Annotated in this window: 21 protein-coding genes; 16 read left to right on the top strand and 5 right to left on the bottom strand. The window is 46.0% G+C overall.

The window, feature by feature from the left end; genetic code table 11:
- The first annotated feature begins 326 nt into the window (after positions 1 to 326).
- Positions 327 to 1,646, top strand: a complete 1,320-nt coding sequence (locus tag HQN90_RS13180) for a replication-associated recombination protein A (protein ID WP_173218844.1) — start codon at positions 327 to 329, stop codon at positions 1,644 to 1,646.
- On the opposite strand, the gene HQN90_RS13175 is transcribed toward HQN90_RS13180, so the two are convergent.
- From HQN90_RS13175 to mnmA, 3 genes are all read right to left on the bottom strand, one after another.
- The gene (locus HQN90_RS13175) at positions 1,641 to 2,012 is read right to left on the bottom strand and encodes a DUF3889 domain-containing protein (protein ID WP_173218842.1); all 372 of its coding nucleotides are present in this window, start codon (positions 2,010 to 2,012) and stop codon (positions 1,641 to 1,643) included. The two genes, HQN90_RS13180 and HQN90_RS13175, sit on opposite strands and share 6 nt — an antisense overlap.
- Positions 2,013 to 2,099: 87 nt before the next feature.
- Positions 2,100 to 2,768, bottom strand: a complete 669-nt coding sequence (locus HQN90_RS13170) for an AlkZ-related protein (RefSeq protein WP_173218840.1) — start codon at positions 2,766 to 2,768, stop codon at positions 2,100 to 2,102.
- Positions 2,769 to 2,809: 41 nt separating this feature from the next.
- The gene (mnmA, locus tag HQN90_RS13165; RefSeq protein ID WP_173218838.1) at positions 2,810 to 3,898 is read right to left on the bottom strand and encodes a tRNA 2-thiouridine(34) synthase MnmA; all 1,089 of its coding nucleotides are present in this window, start codon (positions 3,896 to 3,898) and stop codon (positions 2,810 to 2,812) included.
- A gap of 306 nt (positions 3,899 to 4,204) precedes the next feature.
- Here mnmA and cymR point away from each other — a divergent pair, with 306 nt between their 5' ends.
- From cymR to HQN90_RS13145, 5 genes are all read left to right on the top strand, one after another.
- Positions 4,205 to 4,624 carry a cysteine metabolism transcriptional regulator CymR gene (gene cymR / locus HQN90_RS13160; RefSeq protein ID WP_079418985.1) on the top strand — a complete coding sequence of 140 codons (420 nt, stop codon included), beginning with the start codon at positions 4,205 to 4,207 and terminating at the stop codon, positions 4,622 to 4,624.
- Between the two features lie 9 nt (positions 4,625 to 4,633).
- The gene (locus tag HQN90_RS13155) at positions 4,634 to 5,782 is read left to right on the top strand and encodes a cysteine desulfurase family protein (RefSeq protein ID WP_173218836.1); all 1,149 of its coding nucleotides are present in this window, start codon (positions 4,634 to 4,636) and stop codon (positions 5,780 to 5,782) included.
- A 28-nt stretch (positions 5,783 to 5,810) separates the two neighbouring features.
- Positions 5,811 to 6,332, top strand: coding sequence for a PRC-barrel domain-containing protein (locus HQN90_RS13150; RefSeq protein WP_173218834.1), 522 nt, complete (start codon positions 5,811 to 5,813; stop codon positions 6,330 to 6,332).
- Between the two features lie 10 nt (positions 6,333 to 6,342).
- The gene (locus tag HQN90_RS38725) at positions 6,343 to 6,543 is read left to right on the top strand and encodes a hypothetical protein (protein ID WP_079419326.1); all 201 of its coding nucleotides are present in this window, start codon (positions 6,343 to 6,345) and stop codon (positions 6,541 to 6,543) included.
- 157 nt (positions 6,544 to 6,700) lie between these two features.
- On the top strand, positions 6,701 to 7,771 hold the full coding sequence (locus tag HQN90_RS13145; protein WP_173218832.1) for an AI-2E family transporter: 1,071 nt from the start codon (positions 6,701 to 6,703) through the stop codon (positions 7,769 to 7,771).
- A 213-nt stretch (positions 7,772 to 7,984) separates the two neighbouring features.
- Here HQN90_RS13145 and HQN90_RS13140 read toward each other — a convergent pair whose 3' ends face one another.
- The gene (locus HQN90_RS13140; protein WP_246362272.1) at positions 7,985 to 8,224 is read right to left on the bottom strand and encodes a DUF3951 domain-containing protein; all 240 of its coding nucleotides are present in this window, start codon (positions 8,222 to 8,224) and stop codon (positions 7,985 to 7,987) included.
- 467 nt (positions 8,225 to 8,691) lie between these two features.
- Here HQN90_RS13140 and alaS point away from each other — a divergent pair, with 467 nt between their 5' ends.
- The 10 genes from alaS to HQN90_RS13090 all read left to right on the top strand — a co-directional run bounded on the left by alaS (position 8,692) and on the right by HQN90_RS13090 (position 20,587).
- A complete protein-coding gene (gene alaS / locus HQN90_RS13135) occupies positions 8,692 to 11,319 on the top strand; it encodes an alanine--tRNA ligase (protein ID WP_275942571.1) in 2,628 nt (875 codons plus the stop codon).
- 111 nt (positions 11,320 to 11,430) lie between these two features.
- Complete coding sequence (locus tag HQN90_RS13130; RefSeq protein ID WP_028555746.1) at positions 11,431 to 11,691, top strand: IreB family regulatory phosphoprotein; 261 nt, start codon at positions 11,431 to 11,433, stop codon at positions 11,689 to 11,691.
- An 18-nt stretch (positions 11,692 to 11,709) separates the two neighbouring features.
- Positions 11,710 to 12,126, top strand: coding sequence for a Holliday junction resolvase RuvX (gene ruvX / locus HQN90_RS13125; protein ID WP_173218830.1), 417 nt, complete (start codon positions 11,710 to 11,712; stop codon positions 12,124 to 12,126).
- A gap of 6 nt (positions 12,127 to 12,132) precedes the next feature.
- Positions 12,133 to 12,441 (top strand): DUF1292 domain-containing protein, encoded by a 309-nt coding sequence (locus HQN90_RS13120; RefSeq protein WP_057311960.1) that lies wholly within the window; start codon positions 12,133 to 12,135, stop codon positions 12,439 to 12,441.
- Positions 12,438 to 12,734: a DUF1292 domain-containing protein gene (locus HQN90_RS13115; RefSeq protein WP_173218828.1), complete on the top strand. Its 297-nt coding sequence runs from the start codon at positions 12,438 to 12,440 to the stop codon at positions 12,732 to 12,734. Before HQN90_RS13120 ends, HQN90_RS13115 begins: the two co-directional genes overlap by 4 nt.
- A gap of 101 nt (positions 12,735 to 12,835) precedes the next feature.
- On the top strand, positions 12,836 to 13,942 hold the full coding sequence (gene mltG, locus HQN90_RS13110; protein ID WP_338042315.1) for an endolytic transglycosylase MltG: 1,107 nt from the start codon (positions 12,836 to 12,838) through the stop codon (positions 13,940 to 13,942).
- Positions 13,943 to 13,980: 38 nt separating this feature from the next.
- Positions 13,981 to 14,910: a peptidase U32 family protein gene (locus tag HQN90_RS13105; protein WP_338042314.1), complete on the top strand. Its 930-nt coding sequence runs from the start codon at positions 13,981 to 13,983 to the stop codon at positions 14,908 to 14,910.
- Between the two features lie 29 nt (positions 14,911 to 14,939).
- On the top strand, positions 14,940 to 16,226 hold the full coding sequence (locus HQN90_RS13100) for a peptidase U32 family protein (RefSeq protein WP_173218826.1): 1,287 nt from the start codon (positions 14,940 to 14,942) through the stop codon (positions 16,224 to 16,226).
- A gap of 177 nt (positions 16,227 to 16,403) precedes the next feature.
- Positions 16,404 to 18,605 (top strand): methyl-accepting chemotaxis protein, encoded by a 2,202-nt coding sequence (locus tag HQN90_RS13095; protein WP_246362269.1) that lies wholly within the window; start codon positions 16,404 to 16,406, stop codon positions 18,603 to 18,605.
- Positions 18,606 to 18,772: 167 nt separating this feature from the next.
- On the top strand, positions 18,773 to 20,587 hold the full coding sequence (locus HQN90_RS13090) for a peptidoglycan D,D-transpeptidase FtsI family protein (protein WP_173218824.1): 1,815 nt from the start codon (positions 18,773 to 18,775) through the stop codon (positions 20,585 to 20,587).
- Here the strand turns inward: HQN90_RS13090 and HQN90_RS13085 are convergent.
- Entirely contained in the window at positions 20,573 to 21,682 is a 1,110-nt protein-coding gene (locus HQN90_RS13085) for an ATP-binding protein (RefSeq protein ID WP_173218822.1), read from the bottom strand. The genes HQN90_RS13090 and HQN90_RS13085 overlap by 15 nt on opposite strands.
- Positions 21,683 to 21,755: the final 73 nt, after the last annotated feature.

The raw sequence follows: 21,755 nt of genomic DNA, 5'->3' as shown, positions 1-21,755 counted from the left end.
AATGGGATTTAAATCCAAAAAATTCAGGGGGATCCCCCTGAATTCGTTCAGACAATAAACCTATTCATCGTCCCGATGAATAACCCTACAAGACCTATTACACAAACTTCTTGACGCTACCTTTTTAGCTCGAAAAGCCCGAAAATTCCTGCAGAATTGCAGGAATTTTCACTTTTCAAAATACAATATGCCCGGAAATTCCTGCACTCTCGCAGGTTTTTCAGTCAGCTCCCCATGGATAAAACATGACACGTTTTCCCCGTCGGGTTATAATAGACCATACGTCTTCTGATAAATAGTAAACCTTAGCAAAGGAAATTGAACCCATGGACTTGTTTACATATGCATCATCCCAAGAACCAACAGGCAAGCTTCTCGCTGACCGCATGCGGCCGACGACACTTGATGAATATATTGGCCAAGAGCAGATCGTCGGCAAAGGAAAGCTGCTGAGACGAGCTATTGAAGCGGATCAAGTTTCCTCCATTCTGCTGTATGGCCCGCCAGGCACCGGCAAAACAACGCTGGCGAACATTATTGCCAACCGGACACAAGGGGAGTTCATGAAGCTGAACGCCGTAGATGCTTCGGTCAAAGATGTGCGAGAGATTATCGAGCTGGCCAAAACCAATAAAGCGATGTACGGACGCAAGACGATTCTCTTCCTTGACGAGGTGCATCGCTTCAACACCTCGCGGCAGGATGCGCTGCTGCCTGCGGTAGAGCAGGGCATCCTCATCTTCATCGGGGCGACAACAGAGAACCCGTTTCACCATGTGAACGGGGCTCTGCTGTCGCGCTCGACGCTGTTTCAGCTCGAGCCGCTCACGGCGGAGCATGCGCTCATCGCCATGCGCAGAGCGATCGCCGATCCCGTGAAGGGGCTCGGCTTCATGCGCCTCCACGCAAGTGAGGAGGCGCTGGAGCATATTGCGCGGATGGCCGTTGGTGACATCCGCCGTTCTCTCAACGCGCTGGAGCTTGCCGCGCTGACGACTTCGCCCGAACCGGATGGTACGGTTCGGATCACGCTTGAGGTGGCGGAGGAATCCATCCGCCGCCCGATCGTGAAAGCGGACGAGTCGACGCAGTATGACGTCTTGTCCGCCTTTCACAAGAGCATACGCGGCTCCAGTGACGCCGCGCTGTTCTGGTTCCTCTATGCCGTTGAGAAGCTCGGCATGGACCCTATGACGTTCCTGAGGCGGCTAATCGTCGCCAGCAGTGAAGACATAGGCCTCGCGAATCCGCAAGCCATGGTGCAGTCTGTGACGGCGATGGATGCCTATCACAAGATTGGCTGGCCGGAATCGAAGTACATCATTTCCCAGGCAATTTTATTCGCTGTTGAAAGTCCGAAGTCGAACTCCATACCGCTGGCGATCATGCGTGCAGAGCAATTGATGGACCATGTGAAATCGGCCAATGTCCCTCTGCATTTAAGAGATACCCATTACAAAGGGGCAGACCAGTTGGGACACAAGGGCTATATGTATCCGCATAACTACCCAGGACACTTTGTAAGGCAGCAATATTTGCCGGATGAGATTCAGCATGAAGTCATCTTTCAAGCTAGTGAGCAAGGGACAGAAGAGAAGATGAAGGTCAATCAACAGAAAAGAAGAGGGAAGCTTACAGAGTCATAAGATCTGTAAGTTCCCTCTTTTTTCTTGTGCCATTTCAATTGTATATAGCTGTTCGGATATCGGATTATAGCGGATAGAGACAATCAGCGGAAACTCGACGCCTTGTTGTTTAACCCAAAAACGGAACTGCTGCTGAGCAACACCGGGGGCAACGATAGATCGGCCTAAATATTTATAATCTAGTAAAGTGTATACCTTGCCTGCTTCATGAAACGCAAGGCGGCTCCATTTGGCATATTCGGGATCGCGTTCTTGATAGGGGGCCGCTGAAGCAGCAAAGATGTCGCTGCCTTCAACTGCGCATGCCTGCACATTGCTCCCCCAACTAAGCCCAAAGACGAGAAGGACGGCTGAAAATTTATGCATTCGCTCACACCTTTCCCTCTTATCGTTTGCGCCGAGTTCAAGGTACATACTTGCAGAAAGCAGGTAATTTAGGGCACTTCGAATCTCCTAAAGCTTGAAAATCTTCGTCAAGTAAACGCCAGCAGCAGCACTGTATTTCTCATCAATCCAAGCCCTCAGCTGCTTTTTGGCTTCCGGGGTTGGCAATAAATTTGGTGCATGGCCATACAGCTCCATCCAATGCGAGGCCGTCATATAGCAAGTGCTGTTCCAACCGCTTTTATTTCCATCGGCATTCAGCCGTTCACTGATCCCGGCAATAACAATATCCGTTGTGCTTTGCAGCTCGATCAGCGCCCGGTCGAATGCACTTTTGGACTCTTTGGCTTTCATGCCCGTTTTGGCTCGCAGTGTCTTGACATCAATACCTTCCTGATCGGCAATTGTTTGATAAATTTCGACAGATGCTTTAGGCAGTAGACCGTCCTCATAACGTTCTTCGACAGAATAAGGATCTGTGAGCAGATTTTTCACCAAAGGGAAAAGCTCAGCAGAAATCAATAACGGCTTTTTGGCAAAAAAACGTCCATAGGCTGCGAGGCCATCCCCGGGAAAACGGTCCCGCCATAGCCATGGATCCGTCTCTAAGCCTGTGTGCCAATCTTTGAATTTGGTCACTGAATCAAGAGAAGGATGATCAGGGATGAAGGACGAGAGGGGGAGAATGCCAATCTCTTTCACGAGATGTTTCGCTTCTTCGTAAGTGGAAATTTTCAAATAGGTTCATCCTTCCCCGTATTCAATTCAATGTATTCGGCTTACTTATGCACGATATCAATGACGCCGCCGCCTAAACAAACATCTCCGTCATAAAATACGACCGATTGCCCTGGCGTTACAGCTTTTTGAGGCTGATCAAAGACAACTTCACAGACGCCATTTTCTGCAAAAGTGAGCACCACGCCTTGATCCGGCTGACGGTAACGGAACTTTGCCGTACAAGCAAATGGTCCTTCCGGCTTGCTGCGCGAAATCCAATTAACATCGGTTGCCGTTAATCCCTTGGAATAGAGACCTGGAAACTGTTCGCCTTGAACGACAAGCAGCTCATTCGTTTCCAAATTTTTATCGACAACGAACCAAGGCTCGCCTGAACCCGAACCGCCAATGCCTAAACCTTGTCTTTGGCCAAGTGTGTAGTACATCAGGCCATCGTGGCGGCCTTTCACTTCACCGTTGCGAATATCGACCATATTTCCCGGTTTAGCCGGCAAGTACCCGCTTAGGAATTGTTTGAAATCGCGCTCGCCAATGAAGCAAATGCCAGTACTGTCTTTCTTCTTCGCTGTTGCCAGACCTGCTGCTTCAGCGATCTCGCGAACCTTAGGCTTTGGCAAGTGCCCGATGGGGAACATCGCTTTGGACAGCTGGTTCTGATTAAGGGCATTAAGGAAGTAGGTTTGATCTTTATTCGAATCATTGCCTCGGAGCAGCACATATTCGCCATCTTGCTCCTTCACCTGCGCATAATGACCTGTGGCAATGTAATCGCCCCCCAAGTCGATGACTTTTTGGAGCAATTCGCCGAATTTGATTTCTCGGTTGCACATGACATCGGGATTTGGTGTGCGTCCTTTGGTGTACTCGTCCAAGAAATAAGCGAACACCTTGTCGTAATATTGTTTTTCGAAATTTACTGTATAGAAAGGGATGTCGAGCTGATCGCATACTCGTCTGACATCCTCTGCATCTTCTTCTGCTGTGCAGTGCCCAAATTCGTCGGTATCGTCCCAGTTTTTCATGAAAATACCGATAACCTCATAACCCTGCTCTTTCAGCAATAGTGCGGCTACTGAGGAATCGACACCCCCGGACATGCCTAGAATGACACGTGTTTTTTTATCCATATCATTGAACCTCTTTTCCATCTTGCAAGTCTAATTTAAAAAGCTTGATTTAAAGCTCTCACTATTATACATCTCTACCTACTAAAATTAAAATATTTCATGAGAATGCCATGGAATTTCCCACACAAATCAAGGAATCTATGATAACATAGATACGATATACGGATGTTTAGGAATGTTTTTGCGAAAAATGGAAACGCTGTTTACCAAGATAGGGACGACCCTGGTTTCTGAATGTGGACGAAAAGAAGTTTATTGATTTCGATTAGATCCCCTGCTGGTATAAATGTTGAATGAGGTGTAATTTTGAAAATTTCTACAAAAGGCCGATATGGTTTGACAATCATGATGGAGCTGGCCAACCGTGTGGGTGAAGGACCAACTTCACTCAAAAGTATTGCTGAAAAGCATCAATTGTCCGAACATTATTTGGAACAACTTGTAGCTCCTTTGCGCAATGCCGGTTTGGTCAAAAGTATTCGAGGCGCTTATGGCGGCTATATTTTATCCAAAGCTGCGGATCAAGTGACAGCTGGCGAGGTTATCCGCGTGCTCGAAGGACCGATCAGTCCTGTCGATTTTACGGAAGAAGATGACCCGGCTAAGCGTGACTTGTGGATCCGTATTCGCGATAGTATTGCGGATGTCTTGGATTCAACGACACTTGCGAACTTGATTTCATATGAAGACCAAGGCACAAGTGATAACTACATGTTTTACATTTAAAGGTGTCTAATGAATCCTATTTATCTTGACCACGCGGCGACTACGCCAGTGCATCCCGACGTATTGGAAGCGATGCTTCCTTTCTATACAGCCTTTTTTGGCAATCCTTCGAGTACACACAGCTTCGGTAGAGCAACAAGGACAGCACTGAATCGGTTTCGTGATGCGATGGCGAAGTCTTTAGGCTGTCTCCCTGCCGAGCTCATCTTTACAAGCGGTGGCACGGAAAGCAACAATATGGCGATCTTTGGGATTCTTCATGCGAGCAAAGACGACAAGAAGCACATCATTACTTCTCAAATCGAGCATCATGCTGTTTTGCATCCTTGTGAGCGTTTGGAGAGCCTCGGATATGAGGTGACCTATCTGCCAGTAGGTCCGACTGGTCTTATTCAAATAGAGGATGTCGCCTCAGCTATTCGTCCAGATACGGCGCTGATTTCGATCATGTATGTGAATAATGAAGTAGGCACGATTCAGCCAATTGAGCAAATAGGTGAGTTGGCTCGTGCGAAGCAGATTCCTTTCCATGTGGACGCTGTGCAAGCTCTGGGTAAATTGCCGCTGAACCTTCATGGGCTTCCAGTTGATTTGGTGAGCTTATCGGCTCATAAATTGTATGGCCCCAAAGGGGCAGGCGCCTTGTACGTCTCCAAGAATACGAAGCTGATGCCTCACGTGTATGGCGGTTCCCAAGAAAGAAAGCGCCGCGCGGGGACTGAGAATGTAGCTGCAATCGCTGGTTTCGCCAAAGCGGTTGAAGTGCTGCTGCCGCAAGTGGAGATTCTCCAGGAGAAGGCTTCGGAGCTTCGTCAGATGATGATTCGTATATTGGAGCAGCAATTAGGCAGTGAACGCTTTACGATTAATGGCCACAAGGAACAGTCAGTCCCGCATATTTTGAACATCAGCTTTCCAGGTATTTCAACCGAAACACTCCTTATGAATTTGGATTTAGAAAACGTGGCTGCGGCAAGCGGTTCTGCCTGTACCTCAGGCTCCCTTGAAGTGTCCCATGTATTGCAAGCCATGAAACTCCCAGAAAATGTTACCGCTTCTGCTGTTCGATTTAGCTTTGGAATGGGGAATTCTAAAGAGCAAATCGAAACAGCTGCCCAGAAAATTGCAACCATTGTTCATCGGCTGCGTAATAATTAGTACCGGGCGGTTCTAGGAGGAATTGAGCTTGCGCAAAGCGCACGATTTGATCGGACTTCCCGTTATCACGGTAGATTCCGGTAAACAAATTGGTCAGGTCAAAGATTTGCTGATAGGCCCTGAGTGGAACATACGAGGTATCGTTCTTGAAGTGAAGGTATGGTTCTCTGCCCTACGTTACATACCGTGGGAGGGAATCGTCGCTGCAGGAGAAGATGCCATTACCATACCGAACGAAATGGTCATTCGCGAGTTTGAGCATGTGGAAGAATGCCATGCTTTACTGGATGGAAGCCGCAAGATTAAAGGACTTCCCATCATCACAGTGGGAGGACACAAATTAGGCGTGGTAGAGGATGTTTATTTAAACCAAGATTGGGGTAAACAAATAGTAGGTTATGAATTGTCCGAAGGGTTTATTTCTGATTTAAAGGAAGGGCGTAGATGGCTTCCCGTGCCGGAATCGGCAACCAAAGGGGAAGACGCCATCATAGTGCCTGTACATTGCGCTCAGGAAATGGAAGAACTCTTCGTATCCAAAGAAGAATAGGGTGAGCGAGATGCGTTGTCCAAACTGTAATTCCAAAGACATTGGAAAGATCGGTTCCCATCAATTTTACTGCTGGGGTTGTTTTATAGAACTCAGCGTTAACGGAGAGAAAATGTCCGTGTATCAGGTTGAGGAAGACGGTACACTGAGTTCTCTGGATGATTTATTTTTTGAGGAAGAAATGCCTCTAATCCAAGAACACGCGAATTAATAATCATGATCATAACGAAACGTCACTTTTTGAGCACGCAGGTGCTTAAGAATGGCGTTTTTTTGTTGTCCAACTGTACAGCCAAGGGTTAATTTGGACAAGTTGTACATATACTGTATGAGCGCAACTTATTTGGAATTGCCGAGGTGAGGTCAACATGGAACGATTTTGGAAAAATAGATGGTTTGTAGGATTGGTGTATGCGCTGCTTGCCTTGATGACTTTGTATATGCTTCTGCAAATTAAGCCGATTTTATTTCATGTCATCACGTTTCTCAAAGCAATTGTGACGCCGTTTTTCATCGCCGTGATCATTTCGTACATTTTGAATCCGATTGTAAATGCTCTGAATAAACGCAAAGTACCACGAACGATTGCTGTTTTACTTATCTATAGTGTATTTCTTTCATCCCTTACGGTCATCATCATGAATATGACACCGATTTTTATAACGCAAATTGCTGAACTGAACGAGCACATGCCGCAGATGGCAATGCGAGCGCAGTCGCTGGTCGACGGGTTTAATCAAAATCAGCTGCTGCCTGACAGTGTACGCTCCGGCTTCAATCATTCGCTCACAAAACTGGAAAACAGTATTTCCACCGCCATCTCGAATTACATGAATCAAATCGGCAATACGATTAATATGCTGTTTATCGCGTTCATTGTCCCTTTTGTAGCTTTCTATATCATGAAGGATTTTCAAATTATCGAGAAAACAGCGCTGGCGATCGTGCCGCGAGAACATCGGAAGAAGACGGTCAAATTGCTCATTGATATTGATACCGCGCTAGGCAACTATATTCGCGGACAATTATTGGTATGCTTAATAATTGGGGTTCTTGCTTACTTGGGGTATTGGCTGATTGGTATGGAGTATGCTTTATTGCTAGCCAGTGTGGTAGCTATTTTCAATATCATTCCTTACCTAGGGCCTTTTTTCGGCGCGGCGCCCGCACTGATCATGGCATCAACGATTTCTTTGAAAATGGTGCTGCTCGTTGCGGTGGTGAATTTATTGATTCAAATTCTGGAAGGAAATGTGATCTCACCGCAGGTGGTGGGAAGAACGCTGCATATGCATCCTTTGTTTATCATCTTTGCGCTGCTGGTAGGCGGGGAGGTAGCGGGAATTGTAGGGCTGATCTTGGCTGTGCCGTTTTTCGCGGTTATGAAGGTTATCCTTCAGCATGTTTTCTTGCACTATGTTCACAAGCCGGTAACGTAAGAAGATAAACAGACGCACAGAACCCCTGTGTACCATGACTTGCGGGATCATGGTACATAGGGGTTCTATGCGAGGGTTGAGGATATGAAAGGGTGTGGCCATGCGTAAACCAACGAATGGACTACGGAATAAGTATACGTAATTCTTGTATTTCCTACTCGATAATGAAAATCATTATCAATACACTTAGTATACTTCCATTGAGAACGATTGTCAACTGCGTATTTTCTGATTTTTTAAATGTTTATCTTTATCGTCTCCTTGGTCGTCCGCTTCTTCCTTTTCCTCCTTTTGTTCTTGGAATTCGATGCGGGATTGGCCTGTTATGTAATCGAAGGGATTGTACCGGCTATCGGGGATTTCTTTCTTTATGAGTGTTTTGACCATGATGTAGATGACAATGATAAAAATGGGTGAGATTAAACCAAGCAGCGTAAGCGTAGAAAAATCCAATTACAACACCTCCTAGTTTTGGTAAAAGCAAGAGAACGAATGTATCTTATATACGTTTCCCTATGAGCAAAGGTTTCATTTATTGACCTGAATATTGACAGCATTGCGCCATATAGTTATAATTTGCCTTATCTATATCTAACATGAAATCGTTGATGAAACTTTAGTAAGCCATAGTCCATTGTCAGAGAGAAGGTTCCGGGGAGCAGCGATTGTTGCTGTCAACGGCTGAAAGAACCTTTCGATGTTAGGATGGCCCAAAGCTCGTTTCGGAGTGTGGAAGAACTCCACCGGTTGGACCCGTTACAGATCCGCACAAGGAGATTGGGTTTGTTTTCTCTTGCCACTTGCAAGATAAGCCGGAACCAATAACCAGGGTGGTACCGCGATGATTCGTCCCTGTATGTTACAGGGGCGTTTTTTGTTTGTTTTTGATGACAATGCATATATATGGAGGCTTGAGACAGATGAAGGCAAGTGAAATTCGTTCCAAGTGGTTGCAATTTTTTGCAAGTAAAGGGCATAAGGTAGAGCCTAGCTCATCGCTCGTTCCGCATAATGACCCATCCCTCTTATGGATTAATGCGGGGATCGCGCCGTTAAAGCCGTATCTCGATGGGCGGGAAATTCCGGAAAATCCGCGAATTACGAACGCTCAGAAATGTATTCGTACCAATGATATTGAGAATGTAGGCAAAACACGCCGCCATCATACGTTTTTCGAGATGCTGGGGAATTTCTCGATCGGTGACTATTTTAAGAAAGAAGTTATTCCATGGGCATGGGAATTTCTGACGGATCCACAATGGATCGGTTTCGATCCAACGCGGATCTCGGTTACGGTCCATGAAGATGATGAAGAAGCCTTCCACATTTGGAACAAAGAAATCGGCATACCGGAAGAGCGCATCTATAAGCTGAAAGAAGATAATTTCTGGGACATCGGTGAAGGTCCTTGTGGTCCTTGTACGGAGATCTTCTATGACCGTGGTGATAAATACGGGGATTTGTCCGATCCGGAATGCTGGCCTGGCGGGGAAAATGAGCGTTTCCTGGAAGTGTGGAATCTTGTATTCACCCAATTTAACCATAATAAAGATGGCAGCTATACACCGCTTCCGAACAAAAATATTGATACAGGTGCAGGTTTGGAGCGTTTTGCTTCGATTCTTCAAGATGTTGACTCCAACTTCGACACCGATCTGTTCAAACCGATTATTGATCAAACCTGTGAGCTTACAGGTGTGCAGTATCACGTCAATGAGGAGCACGATGTAGCACTTAAAGTTATTGCCGACCATATACGTACGGTAGCTTTCTCCGTTGGGGATGGCGTACTTCCTTCTAATGAAGGACGCGGTTATGTGATCCGCCGTTTATTGCGCCGCGCTGTTCGTTATGGGAAAGTATTGGGCTTGGATAAGCCGTTCCTGCATAAGCTGGTACCTACAGTCGGTGAAATCATGGGTGTTTACTATACAGAAGTTGTAGACAAGCGTGAGTTTATCGAGAAGGTTATCCGGACGGAAGAGGAACGTTTCCATGAAACGTTAAGTGATGGATTGATTATTCTTGCTGAAATGGTAGAGAAAACGCAACAAGCCGGCACGAATCAAATCAGCGGACCTGATGCTTTTAAATTGTACGATACGTATGGCTTCCCTTTTGACTTAACGGAGGATTTTGCTGCGGAGAAAGGGTTGACGGTTGATCGGGCTGGATTTGATGCTTCCATGCAGGAGCAGCGTGATCGTGCTAGAGCGGCCAGTCATAAAGAAGGCGGCATGAAAGTACAGGGCGGACCGCTGTCTGAGTTGACGATTAAAAGCGAATTTGTTGGATATAATGAATTGGTAGTTACTGCTAATATTGCGGCAATTGTGCATGAAAATGAACTCGTCGACATTGTCGGCGTAGGCGAGACTTGCCAAGTTATTCTAGATCGCACACCGTTTTATGCCGAAAGTGGTGGTCAGGTAAGCGACTATGGTACAATTCGCAATAATCAAGTGGTTTTGAAGGTTGAAGATGTTGTGAAGGCACCGCATGGCCAACACATTCATAAAGTCATAGTCGAATCCGGCGTTCTGCGCAAAGGTGATTCGGTTGAGGCTATCGTAGCGGCTGCTGAGCGCGGTGATATTATCAAAAACCATACGGCTACTCACTTGCTGCATAAAGCATTGAAGGAAGTATTAGGCACACATGTCAATCAGGCTGGTTCCCTCGTTGAACCTGACCGTTTGCGCTTTGACTTTTCTCACTTCGGCAGCATCAGCAGTGAAGAATTGCAGGATGTCGAGCAGCGTGTAAACCGCCAAATTTGGAACAACATCGACGTTGATATTTCATTGAAAGCTATTGCTGACGCGAAGGCAATGGGCGCTATGGCTTTATTCGGCGAGAAGTACGGTGATATCGTACGCGTTGTTCGCGTAGGCGATTACAGCTTGGAGCTGTGCGGAGGCTGTCACGTTCAAAATACAGGACAAATCGGATTGTTCAAAATCGTCAGCGAATCCGGCATTGGGTCCGGTGTACGCCGGATTGAGGCTGTTTCCGGCCGCAGTGCGTATGAGTACTTAGACCAGCAATTGCAATTGTTGAAAGAATCGGCTAACCTGCTGAAATCGAACGTGCAAGATGTTCCGAAACGTGTGGAAGCTGCGCTTCAGCAAGTGAAGGAACTCTCGCGTGAAAATGAGTCGCTTCGCGGCAAACTGGGACGCATTGAAGCGGGCTCATTGACAGATCAAGTGAAGCAGGCAGCAGGCGTATCGGTGTTAGCCGCACAAGTGAATGCAGCAGATATGGATTCTCTTCGCAACATTGTTGATGAGATGAAGGTAAAGCTGGGTTCCGCGGTTATCGTACTAGGCGCAGTTGCTGACGATAAGGTGAATTTGGTGGCTGCGGTAACGCCTGATTTGGTAGCCAAAGGTTTTCACGCCGGGAAAATCATTAAAGAAGTGGCGTTGGCTGTTGGCGGAAGCGGCGGTGGTCGTCCGGATATGGCGCAAGCAGGCGGGAAAGATGCTTCCAAATTAGCGGCTGCATTGTCCGGTGTCGAAGGGCTGCTCTCTCAATTTTCATAATTATTTTTTGATGGGACAGGAATTTTTAAACCCATAGAGAATATAACCAGTATACACGGAACATTTTCAATATTTGACACAAGGTAACACAAGGAAAGTGGGGTGCTCCTGATGAGTTCCATGGATAAAACGATGAAGTTCAACGTGAAGGCAGAAGAAATTGAGACATCGCCCAAAGATGTATTGCTGGCGGTATACGATGCTCTTCAGGAAAAAGGGTATAATCCGATCAACCAGATTGTCGGGTACTTGCTTTCCGGAGATCCTGCTTACATTCCGCGGCATAATAATGCCCGGAGCCTCATTCGCAAACGGGAACGGGACGAACTGATTGAAGAATTGGTTCGAGCTTATCTGGGTCAACACAAATAGAAGGAATTGAGAACCGGCATGAGATGGATAGGCTTGGACTATGGGGACAAAACGATTGGTGTCGCGATGAGCGATGAGCTTGGCTGGACAGCTCAAGGGCTGGAAGTCATCCATCGCCGCAAGCCTGGGGAAGACATCGAACGGCTTGAGGCTATCGTCAAAGAATATGGCGTGTCGCAGATCGTCGTGGGCTTGCCCAAAAATATGAACAATACGATTGGACCTCGTGGAGAGCTTGCGATCGAGTTCGCCAAAGAACTGGAACTAAAATTAAGTGTACCTGTAAACTTGTGGGATGAGCGGTTAACAACCGTAGCTGCGACTCGCACGCTTCTTGAAGCTGATGTGAGTCGGAAGAAACGGAAGCTGGTCATTGATAAGATGGCTGCACAGCTCATTCTGCAAGGATACATGGATGCCAATATGAAGAGGTGAAAGAACATGTCCAAAGAAGAATTGCGTGAAGAAGAACCAGAAATCATTTACATCCCGGACGATGAAGGCAACGAAGAAGAGTTCGAGGTTATCATGAAATTCGAAGTGGACGGTTCAGACAAGAAGTACATGATGGTTGTGCCTACAGACGGCGGAGACGAAGAATCCGATGAAGTATATGCATTCCGTTATGAAGAAGATGATGACGGCGAAGATTTGAAATTGTTCACCATCGACGATGAAGAAGAGTGGAATATTGTTGAAGAAACATTCAACACGTTAATGGCTGAATTCGAAGAGGAAGAAGAAGCATGAGTACGATACCTTCCGACGTATTGCGCAAAGCTTACGGGGATGATATTATTTTGTTTGACGAGCAAAATGAGTCGACGGTGTATCATCTTTTGAAAGAATTCGTATATGGCGATCACACGTATGCCGTTCTGCAATCCGATGAGCTCAAGAAGGAAGACGAGGTTGCTGTTTTCCGAGTTACGACAGATGCAGAAGGACAATACGAATTGGAAACCATCGAAGATGACGACGAGTGGGAAACCGTTTCCGAGCTCTACGATGAAATGGCCTTTCCAGATCAGGACGATTTGTAAAAGCATACAACCCGAGCGGATCACATCCGCTCGTTTTTGTTTGCTTAGGGGTGTGAAGGTACGAGGAAAGCTTTCTAACGGAAAGTATTAGGAGGATTATCGTGAACAACTTGCTTGAACAAGAGAATGAACATAATAAGCCCAAACGAAGCAAGGTGAAGCTCACACTTCTCATTATTGGACTGTTGCTGCTCATTGGTATTGGTACAGCCAGCGGTGTTGGTTTGTATATCGCTAATGCTTTACAGCCTGTTGCTGCTTCCGGGCAAGAGGTGCGAGTATCCATCCCGCAAGGTTCCGGTTCTGCGCAAATTGCCAAAGAGCTTGAAACTAAGGGGCTTATTAAGAACTCATCCATCTTTATGTATTATTTGAAATGGCATAAACAAGGCTCTAAGTTTCAAGCAGGCGAGTACAGCATGAAGCCGGGCATGACGTTTGAGGAAATGATCGATAAGCTGAATAATGGCGAGATAGTGAAGGAAGATATGATTCGCATCACGATTCCTGAAGGATTTACCATCGACCAGATCGCGGCAAAAATCAGTGAACAAACGCCTTGGAAGAAAGAAGCTTTTCTCCAGATGGCCGATGAAGCGAATGAGTTTAAGTCAGAGACAAACTTCACAATTCCTGATAATAAGAACCTGAAGCATCGCCTGGAGGGTTACCTTTTCCCAGAAACCTATGAATTTAAGAAGGGCTCAAGCGAGCAAGAATTTATAGAACGAACCTTGCAGCAGTTGGATAAGAAATTAGCAACGCTTCCTGCTGACTGGAAGGACAAGCTCAAGGAACGTGGTCTAAGCGTGCATCAGATGCTGACGATTGCCTCTTTGATCGAGCGGGAAGTCGTTGTTGATGAAGAACGTGCGCTCGTATCTGGCGTCATCCAGAATCGACTGAAGAAAAATATGCCTTTGCAAATTGATGCAACGGTGCAGTATTTATTTGATAAGTCCAAGGATAGGCTTCTGGAAAAGGATCTGCAAATACAAAGTCCTTATAATACGTATTTAAATACGGGTTTGCCGCCGGGCCCCATTGCAAGTCCAAGCCTTGCCTCAATGAAAGCGGCGATCTATCCGGAAGAGACGAAGTATTTGTTTTATGTGACCAAAAAGGACGGTACCAAAGGACATCTGTTCGCAGAGACTTTCGAAGCACATAAGAAAAATATTGCGGAAAGCAAAAAGGCCGGCAATTAACGAGAAGCCGGGAAGCTGATAGAAGGTAGGGAAAGCTAGTGAATAAACCAGAGTTAGTAGTAAGCTGCAGCTCGATAGCAGAGATGCAAGGATTAATAGATGCGGGTGCGGATGCAGTCATTATAGGCGAAGAGCGCTATGGAATGCGTCTGCCGGGGAATATAGGTCTGGATGAGATAAAAGCCGCAGCAGCATGGGCGCATGAGAAGCAGGCTAAGGTTTATGTGGCTGTAAACAAAATTTTCGACAATGCCTCGTTAGTCGGGCTTTCGGACTATTTGCAGGCTTTGCAGGAGTATGGCGTTGATGCTGTCATTTTTGGAGATCCTTCAGTGCTCATGGCAGCCCGCACCTTGCCAGGGCCGCTGCCGCTGCACTGGAATGCGGAAATGACTTCCACCAATTATGCGACAGCGAATTACTGGGGAAGACAAGGAGCGACACGTGTCGTACTCGCCAGAGAACTGAACATGGAGCAGGTACTTGCGTTCAAAGAGCAATCCGAGCTAAGTGTCGAGGTTCAGGTTCATGGGATCACCAATATTTATCATTCTAAACGCGAGTTGGTCAAAAATTATATCGAGCATCAAGGTAATGAGGCTTCCTCTCAAGATCGTTCCATTGAGCGCGGACTGTTTTTAATTGAGCATGAACGTCGTGATCAGCGCTACCCCGTCTATGAAGACAGCAACGGGACACATATCATGAGTTCTGAAGATATTTGCATGCTGGAAAATTTGCCTGAGCTGATGGATGGCCAGATTGACAGCTTGAAAATCGAAGGACTCTTGAAGTCTTCGGTGTATAATGAAACGGTAGTGAGAAGCTATCGGGCAGCGATTGATGCGTATGCGGCAGATCCGGAGAACTATGAATTCCAGCAAGAATGGCTGGATGCTATTTCGGCTTTGCAAGACCCGGAACGCGAATTGTCTTACGGATTTTTCTATAAAGAACAGGTATATTGATAGATGAATGAAAGAAGGTGCGTTTCCAGATGACGACAGCTTTAGAAGCACGAGCTAGAGGAAAGCGTGTCAGACTGCAGAAGCCGGAGCTGCTTGCTCCTGCGGGCAGCTTAGAGAAATTGAAATTTGCGATCCATTACGGAGCTGATGCGGTGTATATCGGCGGCCAGAAATATGGATTAAGATCCAATGCGGATAACTTCTCCTTGGAAGAAATGAGGGAAGGAGTCGAATTTGCCAATCAATACGGGGCCAAAGTTTTCGTTGCAACGAATATTTATGCACATAATGAGGATATCGAAGGTTTGGACGACTATCTCAGAGGACTTCAAGAGGTTGGCATTTCGGCCATTATTGCCGCTGATCCGATTATTATGGAGACTTGCCGGAGAGTTGCCCCTAAGCTTGAAGTGCATGTCAGTACGCAGCAATCTGTGATGAACTGGCAGACGGTGAAATTCTGGAAGGATCAGGGTATTGAGCGTGTTGTTCTGGCTCGTGAAGTCAGCATGCAGGAAATTGATGAGATTAAAGCGCATGTTGATGTTGAAATTGAAGCATTCATTCATGGAGCCATGTGCAGTTCCTATTCGGGACGCTGCGTGTTGTCTAATCATTTCACGGACCGCGATTCCAACCGTGGCGGCTGCTCGCAATCGTGCCGCTGGAAATACGATCTGTTTGCCAAGGATCAGCCTCTCTCAGAACCGTTAGCGACAGATTTGCCGATGTTTGGTGAGGAAGACGATGCATTTACGATGGGTTCCAAAGATTTGAGTATGATCGAGCATATCGCGGAGATGATCGAATCAGGGGTCGATAGCTTTAAGATTGAAGGCCGAATGAAGAGCATTCACTATGTTGCGACGGTTGTGAATGCCTACCGGCAAGCCATTGATGCTTACTTTGCGGATCCTGAGCATTTTGAAGTTAGCCCGGAGTGGCAGGATGAAATCTACAAAGCAGCAAACCGCCCACTCAATGCCGGCTTCTTCTATGAAGCTCCTGGACACGAGGATCATATTTTCGAGCCGGAGGATAAAGTGGTTGGATTTGATTTTGTTGGTTTAGTCATGTCTTATAATGAAGAAACGGGCATTGCGCTTATTCAACAAAGAAATCATTTCAAGCCAGGGCAGGAAATTGAATTTTTCGGACCAGAAGGTACGCATTTTAAGCAAAAAGTCAGCATGATTTGGGATGAACAACAAAGCCAAGAGCTAGATGCAGCGCGGCATCCACTGCAATTAATTAAACTAAAAACCGATCAGCCTGTTAAGCGTTGGGATATGATGCGTAAAAAAACAGGTAAATAGTACCATGGAAGCTTTCTCCAGACTGGGGTATATTGGAGAAAGTTTCTATTTTTTTATTTATATCTAGATCGAATATTAAAGGAAATTGTTAAAGTATGTCGAAATCATTATGAACTTCTTATGTAACCCTTTTCATATTAGTTCTAAAGTAAGGGGCCCGTTAAGAAGTAGAAACCAATGGCGGTGAACAGAATGAAAAACAGTCTGCAAAGTATTCTCGCTTTTCTGACCAAAGCAGCTCAATCTCTCGTAAAAGCAATTCAAAATGTTCCATGGGGTCGTATGGTGGGTGTTGCTGGCAAAACATCCAAACAAATGGGCACGGTCGCATTTAAGGAATTGAAGCAAGTTAAAATGGAAAATCCCGTGAAGTCCGTTGGGATGAAATTGTTTTTAATGTTCTTTGTAAGCATTCTTTTTTTCGTCATTATCGTAGGCATGATCTCTTATTCGGTATCCAAAAGTGTCATTAAGAACAAAGTTTCGGAATCGAGTCTTCAAACGGTTACACAGGCAGGACAAAAGCTGGATTTCCTATATCAAACCTTTGATGATGTGTCCTTGCAAATTATGCTGAATAAAGATTTACAGGATTTACTTGAAAAAATCCCTAAGTTAGATGCATCATCGTATGAATCACTGGAAGTCATTCGTCAATTGACGGACAAATTGAATGTTGTGACCTTCTCGAACAAAGCTATTAAAACGCTTCATTTGTATAGACCTGACGGCAAATTGATTGTCATTACCGGATCTGGTGGAAGCAGCCTGTCTGATAATAGCTCAACTACCGACTGGTTTAAGAAAATTGTTGATTCCGGCGGAAAAGTCGCTTGGTTGGATACCAAAACCAAAGGGTATTCGAGCAGCTCGGCTAATACGTTTGCGATTGGCCGTATTATGCGTAATACACTGACGAACAGCACGGCAGGTGTTCTGGTGCTGGAGCTGAGTTCGGATATTTTGAACAAGGAATTAAATGGCATTTCTTTGGGTGATGACAGCAAAGTTGTGATCACAAACGCTCAGAACAAAAATATCGCAGCGAAGGATCTGACTCAAATTGAGAAAGATTCAGAGATTCAATTATCCAAGGAACAGCTGGAGCAAGAAAATGGTTCATTTATCACCAAAGATGATCACTTAGTTGCTTATTACAAATCAGCGATATCCGGTTGGAACCTCGTTGGAGATATGCCTGTGAGCGCTTTGGTCAAAGATGCCAAGAAAATTTTCAATTATACCCTTCTGATTGCCTTATTTGCAGCGATTGCTGCTGTATTGATTGGTTTATTCGTAGCTAGAATGATCGGGCGTCCATTAACCAATCTTCGCAATCTGATGCAGCAAGGTGCCAAAGGTAAGTTGACGGTAAGAGCAAATTACACAACACAAGATGAGATTGGGCAGCTAGGCGCCAGCTTCGACGTCATGATGCAGCAAATTACTACACTTGTTCAGCAAACGAGTTCTTCCGCCCAAGCGGTATTCGAAACAGCGCAAGAGTTGACGAATTCCTCCAAGGTTACAGCTACAGCGGCAAGAGAAATTGCTGTTGCGACGGATGAGATTTCTAATGGTGCCGGTGGATTGGCAACGGAGTCTGAACGGGGCAATGAATTAACGCATCACATCGGCCTTCAGATGAAGCAAGTGATTGAGGCCAACCTCGAAATGGGAACTGCCGCCGCCGATGTCCAAAGTTCCAGTGAGCAGGGCACCAAATATATGTCCGAGTTGATTTCCAAAACGAATCTGACCGAAGAAATGATTCGCTCGATGGTGGACAAGGTTGATAATTTGAAAGACAGCACGCGTTCGATCCGTAAGATTCTGGAAGTTCTTAATAATATGACGAAGCAGACGAATATTTTGTCCTTGAACGCAACCATTGAGGCAGCGCGTGCCGGCGCAGCAGGTAAAGGCTTCATGGTCGTTGCTGACGAGATTCGGAAGCTAGCGGATCAGTCCAGACAATCGATTGATGTGGTAGGTCAAATTACAGAAACGATTCAAAAAGAAATCGATGAGACGGTGAAAGTACTCTCCACAGCGACACCGATTTTCAAAGAGCAAATTTTAGCGGTGAAAGAAGCCGATACGATTTTCAAACAAGTAACGAATCATATGGGTGGTTTCATCGAACAGCTAAGCACAGTAAGCGATTCGATTTCAACCTTGGAGCAATCCCAAGTTGTATTATCCGATGCAATGACGAATGTCAGCGCAGTTGCTGAGGAGTCTCTTGCGACTTCAGAAGAAGTGGCGTCACTCAGCTCTGAACAGCTTAGCATTAGCGATGGCTTGGTTAAACTTTCGGACAAGTTGGATCTTCTTTCCAAATCACTTACTGACACGCTTTCCAAATTTGAAGTATAAGCATTCGCTTTTTTGCCCAAATAGTAAACAGCTTACATAATTGTTAAGTAAAAGCCTGAGCAATCAGGCTTTTTTTGTTGCCTCATTGCAGGTATGGCGGTTTGACAATGTAAAGGAATGACGATACTGAGAGCTATACTATCAGCTTGAAGCTCGGAGGTCCTGGCATGAGGGTGAAACAACTGTCTCCCTTAGAGAAACGTCGTATTTTTCTTGTTCTATTTACGATCATTTTGCTGTTTATTGGGATTGTGGGCAAGCTTTTCTGGATCCAAATCGCGGCGACAGAAAGCTATTCCTCCCATGACATTAATTTGCTCAAAAACTCGGTCATACAAAGGCAGAAAGCTCTTGTTCTGGATAGCGGACGCGGGGAGATTCTTGATCGGGATCTAAAGCCACTGACAGGAAAGATGATAAAATCGTTGATTGTTTTTCCGATAAACAGCAAAACACAAGTGGACTCTCAGCAAGTTAATCAACTTGTTCGTATCTTACAAACGACCAAAGAGCGGTGGCTTGATTTCTCAAGCCACCTGAAAGAGCCGCAGGTGTGGAGCACCATTCAGGATGGGAAGGCCACTGCTCTAAGCGCGGCACAGGAGTCGCAGATTCGAATGTTGAATTTACCGAATGTGAAGGTGGCTGAGATGGAGGATCGCTATCCGACAGGGATGACGGCGCGGCAGCTGATCGGGTTCATCGGCCAGAACCCTGATCGAGTGATGAGCATTTATGGCGCTGATCTGGAGAAAGGAAAACTGGCGATTACCTCCAAAATAGGAGGAGCCGGCCTTGAAAAAACGTTTGACTTGTGGCTGCGAGGTGTTGGTGAAACGTCGATTTCTTATTTTACGGATGCAGGGAAAAGACCGCTGGCTGGCCTTGATGCTCGGATGATTGCTCCGGACAATTCGTTCTATCCGGTCAAACTAGTGACAACACTGGATGGCGGAATTCAGCAGCAAATTGAAGCGTTGATGGATCAGATGCAGATCCGCGATGGTGCGGTAGTTGTTCAGGACGCCGTACAAGGCGATATTGTGGCTATGGCAAGCCGTCCTAACTATGAGCCAACTCAAGTGGACCTTGCGAGCAACAATTGGAGCAATTATGCGCTTAAGGCGACAGCGCCAGGTTCAATTTTCAAAACGGTCGTAGCCGCGGCAGCCTTGGATGAAGGCGTTGTGAATCCGAAGGAAACTTTTAATTGTGAAGGTGCGCTTGGGAAATATGGATTCACTTGTTGGTTAAGAGGTGGGCATGGCCCTTTAACACTGGAACAAGGATTTGCACAGTCCTGCAATATTGTATTTGCCAAAGTGATGCAGCGATTAACGGCTGCGAAGCTGGAAAGTTACGCACATAAGCTAGGTGTGCTGAATGAGGTTGGGTGGACAGGGAAGACGGATACGAAACAGATTCTCCATCAATTGGATGCCGAAGAAAGCGGGCAGCTTTTTGGAGCTCATACCCCGCATGATGACGAAGGAGTGCTGATGCAAACAGCGATTGGTCAAAGAGATGTAATGCTGACACCGCTGCAGGCTTCCAATATGATCGTCACCCTCCTGCATGATGGGAAGGGGTATTCACCCAGAGTCGTGAAGGAAATTCGCTATCAGACCGATCGTGTGATGGAGACCTTTTCTCCAAAAGTGCTGGAGTCAGAGGATGGGCGGGTATCGGCGGCGACAAGCCGGACGCTTCTAAACTGGATGAAGGAGGTCGTAACGGAAGGCACCGGACAAGGGCTAAAGGGTGCGAAGTGGCAGTTGGCCGGGAAATCAGGCACCGCACAAATTCAGAACGGCAAGCAAGAGAAAGTGAATCAATGGTTCATCGGATACGGGCCTGCCGCGTCGCCCCAATATGCCGTGTCTGTTGTCGTAAAGAATTTGAATCCTTCAGAAAGCAACAAGTCTATTCCGTTATTTAAGGGGGTTATGAATATCTTGGCAAGCGGGTCAAGCGGTAGGTAAGGAAATCGTAAAGCAGGTGCCTTCATCCGGCTCGCTTGTTACATCAATGAAGCCTCCGAAGGTTTTGATGATGCGATAGGACACCATTAAACCCAAGCCTGTCCCTTTATTTTTTGTAGAATAAAAGGGAGTTCCAAGACGATTGACTTGTTCGGGTGTCATTCCCGTGCCGGTATCCTTGATTTGTAAAATGATTTTTGCGTTTCGCTTGAAGCCGGATATTTGCAAAAGTCCGCCGCTTGGCATCGCTTCGATGCCATTTTTCGTTAAATTGACTAAGCATTGAATCATTTTTTCATTGTTGGCCTTGATGACCAGCGATGGTTCCATGTGAATAATAATTTCTACACCGCGCATAGCGGCGTAAGGATTAATTAGATTGTTTAATTTGTCGGATAAACCTGACACATCCAGCTCTTCAAGTTTTTCGGCTTGAGGCTTAGCGAATGATAAATAATCGGAAATGATATTCTGTGCGCGATCAATCTCTTCAATAACCATGGAGGTATAGATCTGCTTCTTCTCCTCTGTGACTGTCGATTGGCTGAGGATTTGCATAAATCCACGTGCTACGGTCATCGGATTTCTGATTTCGTGGGCAACCGATGCAGCTAACTCACTTAGGACATTAAGCTTCTCCGAGCGATGAACTTCTTGGCGCATGGCGCTATTTTCCCGGATACGGACAATGATATAGGTGATGAGCCACATGATAAGCATGTGTACGATGCAGAACAAGATACCATACAGTAAGAAGGTACTATCAACAGAAATAAACGAGCCAATCCGGTAAAGCATAGTTATACAGAAGGTGGCTAGAGCGCTAATGAAGGCAAGCAGGCTGGGAAACATAACTTTAGGGGTAAGGTGCTTCCAATTGCTAAGTGCGATGAAAGCCAAGTAGAAGGGAACTAGAAGAGCCGCTGAAGTAACGGTCCATATGAAATCGTAACCGTTGATGTAGTAAGAGTAGGCAACAATAAAGGCAGAAACACCGAGCCCAGAACGTATACCGCCATAAAGGAAAGCAACGAGTACGGGAATAATGCGTAGATCAAAAGTGTTTCCTGTTATCGTAAAAAAGGGGTGTGACATACAAAACATCGCCGCAATCGAACAGCTTATTCCGATGAAGGGACGTCCCAATCCAGCGAGATTCAGGGGACTT

The sequence above is a fragment of the Paenibacillus alba genome (assembly GCF_013204855.1).
Classification (GTDB): Bacteria; Bacillota; Bacilli; order Paenibacillales; family NBRC-103111; genus Paenibacillus_E; species Paenibacillus_E alba.
Note: the sequence above shows the minus strand (reverse complement) of the source record. Positions and strands in the feature narration are given on the sequence as shown.